We start from the raw sequence: 15,703 nt of genomic DNA on the forward strand, positions 1-15,703 counted from the left end.
TGTTCATTGTGTATCAGTAGTGAAGGTGCGGGGCCGGGCAGAGTGTCTTATCTTGTAAGCATCATGCCTTTACCGAGTAGTCACTATGGCAACCAGAGCGCATTTTAGTTCACGTATTGGTTTTATTCTGGCAGCTGCGGGTTCGGCCGTTGGCTTAGGCAACATCTGGGGATTTCCGACACAGGCCGCCAGCAATGGCGGGGCGGTCTTTTTAATCGTTTATCTGCTCATGGTGTTCGCACTGGCTTACCCTTTGCTGGTGGCAGAGCTGACGATAGGTCGTTACGGAAATGCCGACCCGATCACTTCTCTGCGTAAGGTCTGGCCTCAGCAACGGGCTCTGATGGGATTCGTCGGGTTAGCCGGGATGATTGCCGTTTCGCTGATTCTCAGTTTTTATGCGATTGTTGCCGGCTGGCTGCTGGGTTATCTGGTTGCCCCGGTTCTGGATTTACTGGGACTGACAGCTCAGGCCCAGTGGCTGGAAGAATTTGGTGTGGAGAGAAACCTGATCCTCATGCTGGTGTTCATGTGGCTGACGGTGATGGTGGTCAGAAGCGGGGTTACGGACGGCATTGAAAAATGGTCGACCCGCCTGATGCCGGTATTGCTGTTGCTTTTTGTGGTGATGGTGATTTATATCCTGACGCAGGATGGCGCCTGGGAAGGGCTGCGTGTGTATCTGGTGCCGGATGCCAGCCATTTATCGCCCAAACTGATTGTGAGTGCGATGGGGCAGGCATTCTTTTCTCTGTCGCTGGGTGCTTGCACCATGATGGTTTATGGCTCTTATCTGGACAAATCAGCCAACCTGCCGAAGACTGCAGCGCAGGTGGCTTTACTGGATACCGGTGTTGCGTTTCTTGCGGGGATGCTCATTCTGCCAGCCATGTTTGTCGCGCAAAATCATGGTGTGGTGATTTATGACGATACCGGTGCTTTGCTGGCGTCGGATACTCTGGTGTTCAGTGTGCTGCCATCGATGTTTGAGACGATGGGAGGTGTAGGCATCCTCGTCAGTACCCTGTTTTTTATCCTGATGGTCATTGCCGCACTGACGTCGTCAATTTCCATGCTGGAAGTGCCGGTTTCCTGTGTGATTGAAGAGCTGAATCATACCCGGCACTGGGCCGTATGGTGGATTGGCGGGGTGATCAGTGTCGTTTCTACGGTGATTGTTTTTAATTTTGAGTCGTTATTTGGCTTTGTGATTACCATGACGACGGCTTTTGCACAGCCGATCATCGGGATGATTTTTGCCATTCTGGTGGGTTGGATATGGCATCGGGATAAGGTTCTGAACGAAATTAAAGCGGGATATCCGGAACTGGAAGCCAGCCTGTTCTGGCGGATCTGGCCCTGGTATGTCCGGATTGTCTGTCCGGTGCTGATGTTGCTGGTCTTTTTTCTGCAGTAGCGCGGTGGCGGGGCGCAGAAAACTGGCACTGTCCGGAAGAGTCGGTATACTGCCGCTTTCCTGATCGAAATAGCACTGAGCCATGTTTACACTGCTTCACCAAACTCCCGATTTTCTGGTCATTTGCAAGCATGCGAATGTCAGTGTCCACAAAGATGACAATGATCAGCCCCTGCTGGCAGAGATCGCGGCAGCGACGGGTGATGCACAGCTGTACCTGATACATCGTCTGGATAAGATGACCTCCGGTATCCTGTTGCTTGGTCGCCATGCGGATGCTGCATCGGCGCTGTCGGGGAGCTTTGCCCGCCGGGAAGTGGAGAAGTACTACCTGGCGATCGGCAGTAAAAAGCCGAAGAAAAAACAGGGGACAGTGATGGGCGACATGAGCCGTTCGCGCCGACGGAGCTGGAAGCTGGAAACCAGCCGGCAGAACCCGGCGGTGACTCAGTTTATTTCCACGGCGGCCGGGGAAGGGCGGAGACTGTTTCTGTGCAAGCCTTATACCGGTAAAACCCATCAGATCCGTGTGGCGCTGAAAAGTGTCGGTTCAGGGATTACCGGCGATGATATTTATGGTCACGAGGCATCGGATCGCGGCTATCTTCACGCCTACGGGCTTCAGTTTATCTATCTGGGAACAACCTATCGCTTTCTTTGCCCGCCTGAACAGGGTGATCTCTGGCAGACGACAGAGGTACAGTCGGCACTGCAAGACTGGTCATCCCCCTGGACACTGGACTGGCCGTCACTTCCGTCGGGTCTGCTGAAATCTGCTCATGACTGAGCAGCTTTGAGAACGGCTGATATTTAATCTTTTTTCATTTTTCTTTGTACGGTGATTCATGGACGCTTCTGCTCTCTCCCAATTTTTTCAACACCTGCGGACTCAACTGGCGTCACCGCCGGAAGAAGCCCGCCGTTTATTTCACGGCCGGGGACGTTGCTGGGAAGGACTGGAGCAACTGACGGTTGACTGGCTGGGCGGTCAGGTACTGGTCTCGTTATTCAAAGAACCGGATACCGCATTTCTTGATGCACTGAACAATGAACTGCAGGCGCTGGCGCAATCGCAGGTTTGGCAGCTGTCTGGTGCCAGTTCATTGCTCCTGCAGCATAGAGACAGACCGGGTTCGCCGATGGAGGTCATCTGGGGAGAGCTGAAAACGTTTCAGCAAATCAGCGAAAACGGACTTCGCTTCGAACTTGATCTGGGCCAGAAGCAAAACAATGGCTTGTTCCTCGATATGCGATATGGTCGACGCTGGGTTCAGGAGCAGTCGAATGACAAGCGGGTTCTGAACCTGTTCGCCTACACCTGTGGTTTTTCTTTGGCTGCAATTGCCGGTGGTGCCAGTCATGTGGTGAACCTGGATATGGCCAAGGCAGCGTTGAGCCGCGGCCGGGAGAACCACAGACTGAATGGTCATGATTTAAATCAGGTGAGTTTTCTGGGACACGATATTTTTAAGTCGTGGGGCAAGCTGAAGAAGTCCGGTCCCTATGATCTGATTGTGATCGACCCGCCTTCGTTTCAGAAGGGAAGCTTTGCTCTGACGAAGGACTACGCCAAAATTTTGCGTCGTTTACCGGATATGCTGAGTGAGCAGGGTAAAGTGCTGGCTTGTGTCAATTCGCCTGCGGTTTCGCCTCAGTTCCTGATAGACGGGATGGCACAGGAAGCGCCGGAGCTGAGTTTCATCGAACGACTGGATAACCCGCCGGAGTTTGCCGACCGGGATCATGACAGTGCCTTAAAAGTCATGGTGTTCTCAAGGCAGCATGAATGCAGCCGTGGTGACGCCATCAGTATACGTCATAAATGAAAAACAAAAGGGCCGGATCACTATCCGGCCCTTTTGCCAGGAGGCTGCCTTACGACGCTCCCTGAGCTGAGATTTGTTTGCAGTACTGTTCATTGATTGGCTGCTGAACCATAGGGCGGCCCCGCATATCCAGAATGCTGATCATGTATCCCAGACCTTCGCTGACCATGGGGGTCAGTTCCGGATCGTTGCAGAAATTCACAGCGGCAGCCTGTGCGGCCTTAGATGGCGGAACTTTACCACCGCCGCCATAGAGGATTGTGATTTCAACAATGCTCTGATGGGCTTTGGCTTTCATAATCTGGTACTGGCCAACTTTCGGGTAGGGGGCTTTTGCGTTAATCACGGCCGCCCTGCGCTCTGCCAGTTCGTTATTGAGTTCATCCGGCGATTTTGCGCAGCCGGTCAGGATGACTGCAGCCACAGCAGCAGTAAACCAGGTTTTGAGGGAAGTTCGAATCATCATTCAGGCCGGCAGTACTTTTTTGAATGGTTTGACAATTACGTTTTCATAAACGCCGGCTTCAATATACGGGTCTGCGTCGGCCCAGTTTTTTGCTGCTTCCAGTGAATCAAACTCAGCAATTACCGTTGAGCCTGTGAAACCGGCTTCTCCCGGATTCTCACTGTCGATTGCAGGCATTGGACCGGCCACGAGCAGACGGCCTTCGTCTTGTAATGCTTTCAGGCGAGCCAGGTGTTTTTCACGAACGCTCAGGCGGCGCTCCAGACTGTTTTCAACATCTTGAGAAAAAATGACGTACCACATGCGTTCTGTCTCCCTGTATTGTGGTGGAATGCAGCCGTTATCATAACGGAATGAAAAAGCCCCAACCAGCGGTCAGGGCTCATATTTTATCCTTTTTGAATCGGACGCGGTCTGCCGTTGGCATCAATCGCAACATAATTGAAGGTTGCTTCGCTGACCTTGTATCGCTCACCGATGCCGTCATTACCGACCGGTTTTACCCAGACTTCCATCGCGACCGACAGGGATGTATTACCAATGCGCTTACATTCACCGTAGCAACACACCACATCGCCCACACCGACCGGGGCTTTGAAGACAATATTATCGACTGAGACCGTCACGACTTTGCCGTGGGAAATTTCTTTGGCCAGAATTGCGCCGGCTAAATCCAGCTGCGACATAATCCATCCACCGAAAATATCGCCATTGGCGTTTGTATCAGCAGGCATAGCTAGCGTGCGCAGTAATAACTGGCCGCGAGGAACATTATTTTCTGAATTCATCATTAATCAGGTTTTTGGGAACAGGTATTTATATGGTCATCAATAATGCATTGGCTTGCAAGCAGAATGCACCTGGTCTGACCCAGATCTGATGGAAGTTTGAACGAAAATTGGATGAGTCATGCAGAAATAAAAAAGGCTGCCGGATCCGGCAGCCTGAAATTCAGAAAAGCACGTCAGTCTTATGCTTTTTGCTGTGTCGCCATTGGGGCGTCTTTCGCTTTTTCTTCACCCACCAGGCTGTCGACAATCACGGCACAGGCAGCATCTCCCGTGATGTTCAGCGCAGTACGGATCATGTCGAAGATACGGTCCAGAGCAAACAGCAGCGGCAGACCTTCAATCGGAATACCCGCAGACAACAGGACAGCAACAACCAGGAACGAAGGACCTGGTACACCAGCCTGACCCACAGCACCCAGCGTTGAGGTCACAATGATCGCGATGTAGGCGCTCATACCAAGTTCAATATTGAACAGTTGCGCGAAGAAGATGGCAACCAGACCGTAGTAAATGGCGTTACCGCTCATGTTGATGGTGGCGCCCAGCGGCAGCACGAAGGAAGCCGTGCTGTTCTTGACGTTCAGTTCTTCTTCACAGGTTTCCATGGTCACCGGCAGGGTTGCCATAGAAGATGCAGTCGACAGTGCAACAGCTTGAGGTTTCTTCATCGCTGACAGGAATTTCAGCGGTGAAGTTTTGCTGAAGCACTTGATCATCAGCGGGTAGAATACGAAACCATAAACCAGGATCGCGGCGATGTAGACCACAAACAGTTTGAAGACCACCATCAGGGCATCAAAACCGAAGGTACCGACTGCATCAGCCATCAGGCCGAATACACCAATCGGAGCGATTTTCATCACAATGTTGATCATCCATACCATGGCGTCAACAACAGCATTCACACCGTTCAGCAGTGGATCACGGCGTTCTTTCTCCAGTTTGGAGACCGCAACACCAAAGAACAGGCAGAACACCAGAATCTGCAGGATGTTTGCTTCATTCAGAGACTGGAAAATGTTCGTTGGGATCATACCCAGAATAGTTGCCCAGAATGAAGGCAGTTCACCTTTATCAGCATAGGTATTGGCAAACATGCCCTGAACACCTGCCAGGTCAACACCCATACCCGGCTGGAACACTTCACCCATAAACAGGGCCAGTGCCACAGCAACCGCGGAAGTCAGGCCAAAGAAGCCCAGCGTGATCAGACCGATCTTACCGGCAGACTGACTGTTACCCAGACCAGCAGCACCGGAGATAATGGCAACCGCAACCAGCGGGATCACCAGCATTTTAATCAGGTGGATGAAAATGCTACCCAGTGGCGCGAACATGCTTGCAGAATGTCCCATCACTGCACCGGCCAGCGCCCCCAAGCACATGGCGATGACAACCTGTACCCCAATGTTGCCAAGTAGTCCTTGTCGTTTAAGCACCTTGAATACCTTATTTTGGAAGTTGTTAAGTTGTGAAAGTCTTATGTTTCGTAAATGTTACCGACTTTGAGTCAATATTTTGCGAAGTGAGGTTTTACAGCAGAATAATGCGATAATCAATGATGCATTTCGATACTTTCCACTTCTGTTGATAAATTGGCGCAGATTTTCACCGAACCTTGTGGATGGCTATGCACCGTGGTGATTATTTGTTGATCTTGGGTGTGAATGCCTTGTTAAAAAAATGCCCCGGGAACGCATGCGACCCCGGGGCATTTTCGGTTCAGTTCGAAATCAGCGTTTCGTCGCTTGCTTCATGCGATGTATGAACTGACCGAGTGTGTTGAGCATTTCTGAAGGGTTGTCCAGATGCTGTTCGATAATTTTCACCACGGCTGAGCCCGAAATCGCTCCGGCTGCCCCCGACTGAATGGCTGCAGTGACCTGTGTTGGTTCGGAGATGCCAAAGCCCAGCAAAGATGGTGGCGCATTGAATTGAGCCAGTGAGGCAAGCAAATGGTCTACCGGCATTCCTGCTTTGGTTTCCGCACCGGTCACACCGGCACGAGACAGCAAATAGGTATAGCCACCGCCGAACTCAGCCACGGTTTTCAGTGTGCTTTCATTTGCATTTGGCGGTGCAATGAAAATAGGGTGGATCCCGTATTTTTCCGCTGCAGCCCTGAACTCAGCGGATTCTCCGACAGGCACATCCGCGACAAGTACCGAGTCGACGCCAGCCGCCTGACAACGCTGATAGAAGTGTTCGATGCCACCAGCAAAGACCAGGTTGGCATACATCAGCAGCCCGATGGGCAGTTCCGGATATTTGGCCCGGACTTTTTTCAGCATGTCGAAACAGACATCCGGCGTGGTGCCGGCATCAAGCGCACGAATGGTCGCTCCCTGAATGGTCGGACCGTCGGCAAGCGGGTCGGAAAACGGAATGCCCAGCTCCAGCGCGTCCGCTCCGGACTCAACCAGCGTATCAATAATCTGCAGAGACAGTTCAGGAGTCGGGTCGCCCAGCGCCACGAAAGGAACAAACGCGCCTTCCTGTTTGGCCGCTAAACGGCTGAATAAAGCTTGATAACGGTCCATTACAGCGCTCCCTTTTCATCCAGAATTTTATGTACAGTGAAGATGTCTTTATCGCCCCGGCCGGAGAGGTTCACCACCAGCAGTTGTTCTTTTTCAGGAGCCTCTTCGATCAGTTTGAGCGCATAGGCCAGTGCATGGGCCGATTCCAGTGCCGGAATAATGCCTTCGTTGCGTGCGAGCGCCTGGAAGGCATCCAGGGCTTCGTCATCAGTGACCGAACCGTATTCCGCGCGACCGGTCGCATTCAGATAGGCATGCTGAGGACCGACGGACGGGAAGTCGAGACCGGCAGAGATTGAGTATGACTCTTCCACCTGACCATGTTCATCCTGCATCAGCGGTGCTTTCATGCCGAAGAAAATGCCCAGTTTGCCGTGTTTTAGCGGCGCACCATGCATATGGGTGTCCAGACCTTTCCCCGCAGGTTCCACACCAATCAGTTTGACACTGGTTTCCTCAATGAAGTCGGCAAACATCCCAATGGCATTGGATCCCCCGCCCACACAGGCGATCACGGCATCTGGCAGGCGGCCTTCTTTTTCCAGGATCTGTGCTTTGGTTTCTTCCCCGATAATGCGCTGGAATTCACGCACAATGGTCGGGAACGGGTGCGGGCCGGCGGCTGTGCCCAGCAGATAATGCGCTTTATCATAAGTGGCAGACCAGTCACGCATGGCCTCATTACAGGCATCTTTGAGAGTCGCAGAGCCGGAATGCACCGGAATCACTTCAGCGCCCATCAGTTTCATGCGAAAGACATTCGGGCTTTGGCGCTCAACGTCTTTGGCACCCATGTAAACACGGCATTTCAGGCCCAGCAGGGCGCAGGCCAGCGCTGTTGCAACACCGTGCTGGCCGGCCCCGGTTTCAGCGATGATTTCTTTTTTGCCCATGCGTTTGGCCAGCAGGGCTTGTCCCAGTACCTGATTGGTTTTATGCGCGCCGCCGTGCAGCAGATCTTCACGTTTCAGATAAAGCTTGGTTTTGGTGCCTTTGGTCAGATTCTGGCACAGTGTCAGTGCGGTCGGACGACCGGCATACTCTTTGAGCAGGGTAAGAAACTCCTGCTCAAAGGCAGGGTCTTTCTGTGCATCAATAAAGGCTTCTTCTAATTGGTCCAGTGCAGGGACCAGAATCTGCGGCACGAACTGGCCGCCAAATTCACCAAAATACGGGTCGAGTTTGCTCATGTGTGTGCTGTCCTATTCCTGTCCTGATCGTTCTCGGTGTCTGAATTGATCGCTGTCGGTGACAGCCGATTCAGTCTTTAAGGCTTCAGTGCTTTGAACACCGAGAGTAATTTTTGTCTGTCTTTTTTGCCGGGTTTGCTTTCCACGCCAGAGTTAAAATCAAGGCCGCGGCAGCCTTTGCTGACGGCTTCTCTGGCGTTATCCGGTCCGAGTCCGCCGGCAAGCATAATGCGTTCTTTTGCGTCGCACTGGTCTAACAGCGACCAGTCAAATTGCTGACCCGTGCCGCCGCTTTGCTGACCAACCTGAGTATCCAGTAAATGCCGGTCAGCCGGCCAGGCCGATAAGTCCGGCAGTACATCGCTGACTCCATGAGCTTTCCAGATTTCACAATCTTCAGGCAACTGAGGCTTGAGTGTCTCGATGTATTCAGGTGACTCGTTGCCATGTAGTTGAACTGCGGCCAGCTTTAAAGCATGAGCGTGTTTGGCGACGGCATCGACATCGGCATTGCGGAATACCCCGACGTACTTGAGTGGCGCGCCGCTCATCACCAGTCTTGCCAGCTCTTGGTCAACGGCGCGGGGTGAGTCCTCAACGAAAATCAGGCCGCCGTACACGGCACCGCTCTGGTATGCCGCACAGGCATCGTCCGGGTGGGTCAGGCCACAGACTTTGTGTTCTCCAAACAGAACACTGCGTACGGCCAGTTCCAGATTCGCTTCACTCATCAGTGAGCTGCCAATCAGGAATCCATTGGCGAATTGTGATAAGTCGCGTATCTGCTGGTTGGTATAAATTCCGGATTCTGAAATCACCAGCGTATCTTCAGGCAGTCGTGGCGCCAGTTGTTTGGTCCGGTTCAGGTCAATGCTGAGATCACGCAAATTGCGGTTATTGATGCCGACGACCTTGGCGTTCAGTGCAATGGCGCGTTCCAGTTCTTCTTCATTACTGACTTCGGTCAGAATGCCCAGATTCAGCTGCTCAGCCAGGGTGGCCAGTTCTCGGTATTCATCATCGTTCAGGACCGACAGCATCAGCAGGATGGCGTCAGCCTGATAATAGCGGGCCAGATACACCTGATAAGGGTCAATCATGAAGTCCTTGCAGAGTACAGGTTGTGTCACGTGCTGGCGGACCTGCGGCAGGAAATCAAAATTCCCCTGAAAATATTTCTCGTCAGTCAGGACGGAAATTGCGCTGGCATAGCGGCTGTACACCCGGGCGATATGGTCCAGATCGAAATCTTTCCGGATTAGCCCTTTTGAAGGGGAGGCTTTCTTACATTCCAGAATGAATGCTGCGCCTTCTCCGGTCAGTGCCTGATAAAAATCCCGGTCACTCGGGGTTACATCTGCAATAAAATTTTCCAGTGGCTGTGTCGCCTTGCGTGCTTCCACCCAGATTTTTTTATCGGCGACGATTTTGGCGAGTACAGTTTCCATTCTTAACCTCGTGCGGCCAGTTGCTCTACCAGCTGGTAGGCTTTGCCGGATTGCATGACTTCAATTGCCTGCTGGGCATTCACTTTGAGATCTTCCTGACCAAACAAGCGAAGCAGCAGTGCAACATTGACGGCAACAGCGTCTTGCTGTGCGACTGTGCCTTTTCCTGTCAGGATGTTTTTGATAATGGCACGGTTTTCTTCAGGGTCTCCCCCTTTAATCGCATCTAACGGATGGGTTTGCAAGCCAAAATCTTCCGGCGTGACCGTATATTCGCGAATATCACCGTTGATGATTTCTGCCACCAACGTCGGGCCGTGAATGGCGACTTCGTCCAATCCGCTGCCATGGACGACCGCTGCACGTTTCATACCCAGGGCAATCATGGTTTCGGCAATCGGGCGGACCAGTGCTGCATCATAAACACCCATGAGTTCAATGGTCGGGCGGGCCGGATTAATCAGTGGGCCCAGCAGGTTGAAAATGGTCCGGGTTTTCATCGCCTGGCGGGCAGGCATCGCATGGCGGACACCGCTATGATATTGAGGCGCGAACAGGAAACAGACGCCTTGTTCGTCCAGAGCCGCGCGGGCTTCATGGGCGCTCATTGCCAGATTGATACCAAATTTATCCAGCAGATCAGAAGAACCGGATTTGCTCGAGACGCCACGATTGCCGTGTTTCGCGATTTTGACACCGCACGCGGCGGCAACAAAGGCCGATGTGGTCGAAATGTTGATTGTGTTTGCACCATCTCCGCCGGTGCCGACGATATCGGCAAAGTCGTAATCCGGGCGCGGGAAGTGCGCGGCATTAGCCAGCATCGCGGTCGCGGCACCAGCAATCTCATCCGGGGTTTCCCCTTTGATTTTCAGAGCCGTCAGAATAGCAGCCAGCATCGCAGGTTCAACGTCACCTTTGATGATGGCATCGAATAAGGTCTGACTTTCATTTTTGGTCAGTGTTTGCTGGTCGTACAGTTTTTCGGTGATTGGGTAAATAGTGCTGTTCATCTGAGCGTCTCCCATAGCTTAAAAATTCGGTACAGTGGCGGATGGGGTCGTGACCCAGTGAAGGGTGTTTGCCAGCAGCTGGGCGCCTTGTGCAGTCAGGATGGACTCAGGGTGAAACTGAAATCCGCATACTTTGTCCTGTTCATGGGTGACAGCCATTACCAAGCCATCTACCTCAGCGATAACGTTCAGCGTTTCCGGGACCTGAGTTGCGACCAGAGAGTGATAACGGGCAATGGTCAGCGGGCTGGGTAACTGCCCGAACACCGCATGCTGGCCGTGGTACATCTGTGCGGCTTTACCATGAACGATGTCACCGGCACCTTCGACTTTACCGCCGTAAGCTTCGACGATCGCCTGATGTCCCAGACAAATGCCTATCATTGGCACGTTGCCTGCGACCCGCTTGATCAGCGCTGGCATACACCCCGCTTCTGACGGCGCACCCGGGCCCGGAGAAAGGACCAGCACCGGATTGCGCTTTTCGCTCAGCGCTTGTTCGACCTGCGCTGCGCTCAGGCTGTTGCGGAAAATCGTGACCGGGTAACCCATGGCTCGGAACTGATCGACCAGGTTGTAAGTAAAGGAGTCGAAGTTATCCAGCAGGACGATATCTACTTGTGGTTGAGTCATGTTCGGCTCCTTATGACACACTGTGGGCTTGGCGGATTGCCGTAATAACGGCCTGGGCTTTGCTGCGGGTTTCATCTGCCTCGGCCTGAGGCACCGAGTCGTAAACCACGCCGGCACCGGCCTGAACCGTTGCAAAACCGTCTTCAACGTAGGCAGAACGGATCACAATGCAGGTGTCCATGTCGCCCTGACCGGTCAGGTAGCCGACGGCACCGCCGTAGCTGCCCCGGCGCTGTTGTTCAACATCACGGATCAGCTGCATGGCACGGATTTTCGGTGCGCCGGTCAGTGTGCCCATATTCATACACGCCTGATAAGCGTGCAGGGCATCCAGTTCACCGCGTAATTGTCCGACGACCCGGGAGACCAGATGCATCACGTGACTGTAACGGTCGACTTTCAGTAGGTCTGCAACGTAGCGGGTGCCGGGCTGGCTGATACGGGCGACGTCATTGCGGGCCAGATCGACCAGCATCATGTGCTCGGCGTTTTCTTTTTTGTCACAGCGCAGCTCAAGCTCAATCCGGCCGTCTAAATCCAGATCGATGCTGCCGTCGGCTTTTTTGCCGCGCGGGCGGGTGCCGGCAATTGGGTAGATTTCAACCTGATTGCTGTCCGTACAGTACTTCAGCGCACTTTCCGGGGAGGCACCGAACAGGGTGAAATCAGCATCCTGCAGATAGAACATGTACGGACTTGGGTTCCCGATTTTCAGAGCCTTATAGGCATTGAGCGGAGAAGGGCACGGCATTTTGAACTGACGCGAAGGAACAACCTGAAAGACATCGCCACTGACGACAAACTCTTTCAACTGCTCGACTGTCGTGCAGAAATCTTCATCGCTGATGCTGACTTCCGGTTCACAGCGGTCCAGCAGCTGAGCAGCAGGCAGCGCCACAGGTTCCAGGCAGACTTCTTTGATATGTTGCAGACGACGGCTCAGCTCGTAATAGCTGGTGGTGCAGTAGTCACCGCCAAATAAGGTGGCCTGAAGCGTGCCTTTGCGGCGCTGGTGGTCAATAACCAGCAGGGTTTCAGCGACATAGAACAGATAGTCCGGACAGCGGTTTCCTTGTTCAACACCCGGCAGGTGTTCGAAGCTGGCGACCAGGTCGTAGGCAAACAGTCCGCCAAGGAATAAGGCCTCACGTGCTTGTCCCGGACGATGGAAAATCTGCTGGATCAGACGCAGTGCATCAAACGGTGAAGACTGACGCAGGCGGCTGTCTTCATCCATAGCTCTGCCGCTTTCTTCAAAAGTCAGGATCAGTGCGTTGCTGTCTGAGGTCAGCGACACATTGGCAGGGAGTTGTGCTTCAACTGCCTGAAGCACGTTCAGGCCATTATCTGTCAGTGCTTCCAGGCGGACTTCGCGGCCACGGCAGACGATGCGGACTGCCGCGTCGATCAGCATCAGGCTTTTTAAATCTTCCTTGGAATCAATTTCTGCGGACTCCAGCAGCAAATTATGCGGACGATTGCCACAGATGGCGTAATACAGTTCGGTGGGCTCCGAGACGTAAGGGACGTCCAGACTCAGGACGTCCAGTTCACCGACAGCTAAAGGCGTTGTTTTCATAATGTTTTACCTGCAGCTTCAACAAAGGGTTTCAGTTCCTGCATCAGTTGCTGGAACATCGGTCCGGTCAGTGCCTGATGGCCGTCAGACAGGGCTTCGCTCGGCTTGAGGTGAGATTCAACGATAATGCCGTCCGCACCGACAGCCGCAGCGGCACGGGATAGCGGAATCACCAGCTCACGGACACCGGTTCCATGGCTTGGGTCGACCACAACCGGCAGGTGGGTTTTCTGTTTCAGGAAGGCAACAGCGTTCAGATCAAGCGTGTTACGGGTAGCCGTTTCGAATGTGCGGATACCACGCTCGCACAGGATGATGTTTGGGTTGCCGGCATCATAGATGTATTCCGCCGCCAGCAGCAGCTCTTCAATGGTGGCAGACAGGCCACGCTTGAGCAGCACGGGCTTTTTGCTCTCACCCACTGCTTTAAGCAAAGCATAGTTTTGCATGTTGCGAGCGCCGATTTGCAGGCAGTCGATGTATTCACACATTGCTTCCATCTGACCCACTTCCATGACTTCGGAAACAGTCGGCATGTTCAGCATCTCACTGGCCTGTTTCAGCAGTTTCAGACCTTCGATCCCCATGCCCTGGAAGTCATACGGGCTGGTGCGAGGCTTGTAAGCACCGCCACGGAGCGCAACCGCACCGTGTTGTTTGACCACTTCGGCAACGGACAGCAGCTGTTGTTCTGATTCCACCGAGCAAGGTCCGGCGATGACCGCGAATTTGTTGCCACCAACAGCCGCATTCCCAAACCGGACAACGGTGTCATGGGCCTGGACTTCACGGCTGACCATTTTGTATTTGGTCAGAATCGGTTTGATATTTTCCACACAAGGGTTGGCATCTAAGTTGAGTTTTTGCAGTACACGCTCATCACCCAGTGCGCCCAGGACAATACGTTCTACACCAGGCATATACAGGGGTTTCAGACCAGCTTGTTCGATACGGGTCAGAATATCTTTTGCCTGAGCTTCAGTTGCGTTTGGTTTCAGTACGATAATCATGTTGTTGTCCTTGCTAGCCAAATGTGGAAATTGTTTGTTTTCAATGGTCAGGTACAAAAAAACCCGCAGTCGGCGGGTTCATGGCTCTGTGCGGCTGGCACAGCAAAACTCACGACCCGTTATAGGTTGTGCCACCACCAGGTGAAGAAAGCGCGAAGATGATGTTGTTTTTGCTGTAACATAAACAGAACCTGAGTCATACGTTGTTGGGTAATTACGTACTAGTAAACTAGTTCAAGAGTATTATGTCAAGACTTTCTTTTTATGTTGTTTGATCTTCACAGTCATACCACGGCCTCTGATGGCCGGTTAGCTCCGGCAGAACTCGTTCAGCGGGCCGCTGAATTCCGGGTCGATGTACTTGCGATTACGGATCACGATACGATCGCCGGACTGGATGCTGCCCAGCAGGCAATCGATGGGCAAAATCTGGCCTTAAAACTGGTCAAAGGTATTGAAATATCGACAGTCTGGAATAATTTTGATATTCACATTGTCGGTTTAAACATCGATCCGGAAAGCCCGGCGCTCACCCGTTTGATTACAGCTCAGGCTGAACGACGTGAAGCCCGTGCCGTACTGATGGGAGAGCGGCTGGAAAAAAACAAAATTTTTGGTGCGTATGCCGGAGCAAAGGCGATAGCGGGTGAAGCAACATTAACCCGTGCTCACTTTGCCAAATGGCTGGTCGAAAACGGGCACGCCAAAACCATGCAGGCGGTATTCAAAAAATATCTGACGCGGGGCAATCCGGGTTATGTGCCACCGAACTGGTGCAGTATTGCTGAAGCTGTCAGTGTTATTCATGAAGCGGGCGGACAGGCAGTCCTGGCGCATCCGGGACGGTATAACATGACAGCCAAATGGCTGAAACGTCTGCTGACCGTCTTTGTCGGAGCGGGGGGGGATGCGATGGAAGTCGCGCAACCTCAGCAGGCACAGCAGGAACGGCGCAATCTGGCCGACTATGCTCAGCAGTTTGGTCTGTTGTCGTCTCAAGGGTCTGATTTTCACTATCCGTCCCCCTGGACAGAGCTGGGCCGGAATCTTTGGTTACCAAAAGTCTCGGTACCCGTCTGGCAGGACTGGGGTTTGGAGTAAGTTATGATGTACGCCTGTGCCCTGAAGCGGGTACAGGCCAGGAGGAATGATGAGTCAATTTTTCTATATTCATCCGGATAATCCTCAGGCCAGACTGATCAGTCAGGCGGTGGCGATTATCCGAAACGGCGGAGTCATTGTGTATCCGACTGACTCGGGATACGCGCTGGGGTGCCAGTTGTCGAACAAGCAGGCGCTGGAGCGTATCTGCCGGATTCGTAAACTGGATGAGAAGCATAATTTTACCCTGCTGTGCCGGGATTTGTCAGAGCTGTCTTTGTATGCACGGGTAGAAAATGATGCGTATCGTCTGCTGCGGAATAACACGCCCGGTGCTTACACCTTTATCTTCAAAGGAACCAAGGAAGTGCCGCGTCGTTTGATGAATCCAAAGCGGAAGACCATTGGCATCCGTGTGCCTGATAATGAAGTGGCGCTGGCTTTGCTTGAAGCTTTGGGTGAGCCGATGATGTCAACCAGCCTGATTCTGCCCGGAAAAGAAACGGCTGAATCCGATCCGGAATATATCCGGGACGATCTGGCTCATGCGGTTGATTTGATTATTCATGGCGGTGTTCTGGGTGAGCAGCCCACCACAGTTGTGGACTTCAGTAACGACACGATTGAAATCGTCCGGCAAGGGGCAGGGGATATTACCCCGTTTGAATAAGCCCTCACTGAGGCGCTGA

General features: G+C 52.9%; 16 protein-coding genes. 5 read left to right on the forward strand and 11 right to left on the reverse strand.

What is annotated here, in order from left to right:
* The first annotated feature begins 85 nt into the window (after positions 1-85).
* The 3 genes from ACYP03_RS11870 (at position 86) to ACYP03_RS11880 (ending at position 3,243) form a co-directional block, all read left to right on the forward strand.
* Positions 86-1,417 carry a sodium-dependent transporter gene (locus ACYP03_RS11870; RefSeq protein WP_459780005.1) on the forward strand — a complete coding sequence of 444 codons (1,332 nt, stop codon included), beginning with the start codon at positions 86-88 and terminating at the stop codon, positions 1,415-1,417.
* An 82-nt stretch (positions 1,418-1,499) separates the two neighbouring features.
* A complete protein-coding gene (locus ACYP03_RS11875; RefSeq protein ID WP_248140790.1) occupies positions 1,500-2,204 on the forward strand; it encodes a TIGR01621 family pseudouridine synthase in 705 nt (234 codons plus the stop codon).
* Between the two features lie 58 nt (positions 2,205-2,262).
* Positions 2,263-3,243: a class I SAM-dependent methyltransferase gene (locus ACYP03_RS11880; protein ID WP_248140788.1), complete on the forward strand. Its 981-nt coding sequence runs from the start codon at positions 2,263-2,265 to the stop codon at positions 3,241-3,243.
* Positions 3,244-3,292: 49 nt separating this feature from the next.
* Here the strand turns inward: ACYP03_RS11880 and gspS2 are convergent, their stop codons facing one another.
* The 11 genes from gspS2 to ACYP03_RS11935 all read right to left on the reverse strand — a co-directional run bounded on the left by gspS2 (position 3,293) and on the right by ACYP03_RS11935 (position 13,913).
* The gene (gene gspS2 / locus ACYP03_RS11885) at positions 3,293-3,706 is read right to left on the reverse strand and encodes a type II secretion system pilot lipoprotein GspS-beta (RefSeq protein ID WP_459780008.1); all 414 of its coding nucleotides are present in this window, start codon (positions 3,704-3,706) and stop codon (positions 3,293-3,295) included.
* A gap of 3 nt (positions 3,707-3,709) precedes the next feature.
* Positions 3,710-4,012: a YciI family protein gene (locus ACYP03_RS11890; protein ID WP_459780010.1), complete on the reverse strand. Its 303-nt coding sequence runs from the start codon at positions 4,010-4,012 to the stop codon at positions 3,710-3,712.
* A gap of 86 nt (positions 4,013-4,098) precedes the next feature.
* A complete protein-coding gene (gene yciA / locus ACYP03_RS11895; protein ID WP_248141686.1) occupies positions 4,099-4,497 on the reverse strand; it encodes an acyl-CoA thioester hydrolase YciA in 399 nt (132 codons plus the stop codon).
* A 182-nt stretch (positions 4,498-4,679) separates the two neighbouring features.
* The gene (locus ACYP03_RS11900; RefSeq protein WP_256549382.1) at positions 4,680-5,984 is read right to left on the reverse strand and encodes a dicarboxylate/amino acid:cation symporter; all 1,305 of its coding nucleotides are present in this window, start codon (positions 5,982-5,984) and stop codon (positions 4,680-4,682) included.
* 249 nt (positions 5,985-6,233) lie between these two features.
* Positions 6,234-7,040 carry a tryptophan synthase subunit alpha gene (gene trpA, locus ACYP03_RS11905; protein WP_459780013.1) on the reverse strand — a complete coding sequence of 269 codons (807 nt, stop codon included), beginning with the start codon at positions 7,038-7,040 and terminating at the stop codon, positions 6,234-6,236.
* Positions 7,040-8,230, reverse strand: coding sequence for a tryptophan synthase subunit beta (gene trpB / locus ACYP03_RS11910; RefSeq protein ID WP_459780015.1), 1,191 nt, complete (start codon positions 8,228-8,230; stop codon positions 7,040-7,042). Before trpB ends, trpA begins: the two co-directional genes overlap by 1 nt.
* Before the next feature lie 77 nt (positions 8,231-8,307).
* Positions 8,308-9,678, reverse strand: a complete 1,371-nt coding sequence (gene trpCF / locus ACYP03_RS11915; protein ID WP_459780016.1) for a bifunctional indole-3-glycerol-phosphate synthase TrpC/phosphoribosylanthranilate isomerase TrpF — start codon at positions 9,676-9,678, stop codon at positions 8,308-8,310.
* A 2-nt stretch (positions 9,679-9,680) separates the two neighbouring features.
* Positions 9,681-10,691, reverse strand: a complete 1,011-nt coding sequence (trpD, locus tag ACYP03_RS11920; RefSeq protein WP_459780017.1) for an anthranilate phosphoribosyltransferase — start codon at positions 10,689-10,691, stop codon at positions 9,681-9,683.
* Between the two features lie 18 nt (positions 10,692-10,709).
* The gene (locus tag ACYP03_RS11925) at positions 10,710-11,324 is read right to left on the reverse strand and encodes an aminodeoxychorismate/anthranilate synthase component II (protein WP_459780019.1); all 615 of its coding nucleotides are present in this window, start codon (positions 11,322-11,324) and stop codon (positions 10,710-10,712) included.
* Positions 11,325-11,334: 10 nt separating this feature from the next.
* Positions 11,335-12,903, reverse strand: a complete 1,569-nt coding sequence (locus ACYP03_RS11930; RefSeq protein ID WP_459780021.1) for an anthranilate synthase component 1 — start codon at positions 12,901-12,903, stop codon at positions 11,335-11,337.
* Positions 12,900-13,913, reverse strand: coding sequence for a bifunctional 3-deoxy-7-phosphoheptulonate synthase/chorismate mutase (locus ACYP03_RS11935; RefSeq protein WP_248140771.1), 1,014 nt, complete (start codon positions 13,911-13,913; stop codon positions 12,900-12,902). The genes ACYP03_RS11930 and ACYP03_RS11935 overlap by 4 nt, the downstream gene beginning before the upstream one ends.
* Before the next feature lie 264 nt (positions 13,914-14,177).
* On the opposite strand from ACYP03_RS11935, the gene rnm reads away from it, so the two are divergent.
* Both rnm and ACYP03_RS11945 read left to right on the forward strand, forming a co-directional pair.
* Positions 14,178-15,014, forward strand: a complete 837-nt coding sequence (rnm, locus tag ACYP03_RS11940) for an RNase RNM (RefSeq protein ID WP_459780024.1) — start codon at positions 14,178-14,180, stop codon at positions 15,012-15,014.
* A 49-nt stretch (positions 15,015-15,063) separates the two neighbouring features.
* Complete coding sequence (locus tag ACYP03_RS11945; RefSeq protein ID WP_248141684.1) at positions 15,064-15,684, forward strand: L-threonylcarbamoyladenylate synthase; 621 nt, start codon at positions 15,064-15,066, stop codon at positions 15,682-15,684.
* Positions 15,685-15,703 lie beyond the last annotated feature (19 nt).

The sequence above is a fragment of the Photobacterium sp. R1 genome, from assembly GCF_054600795.1.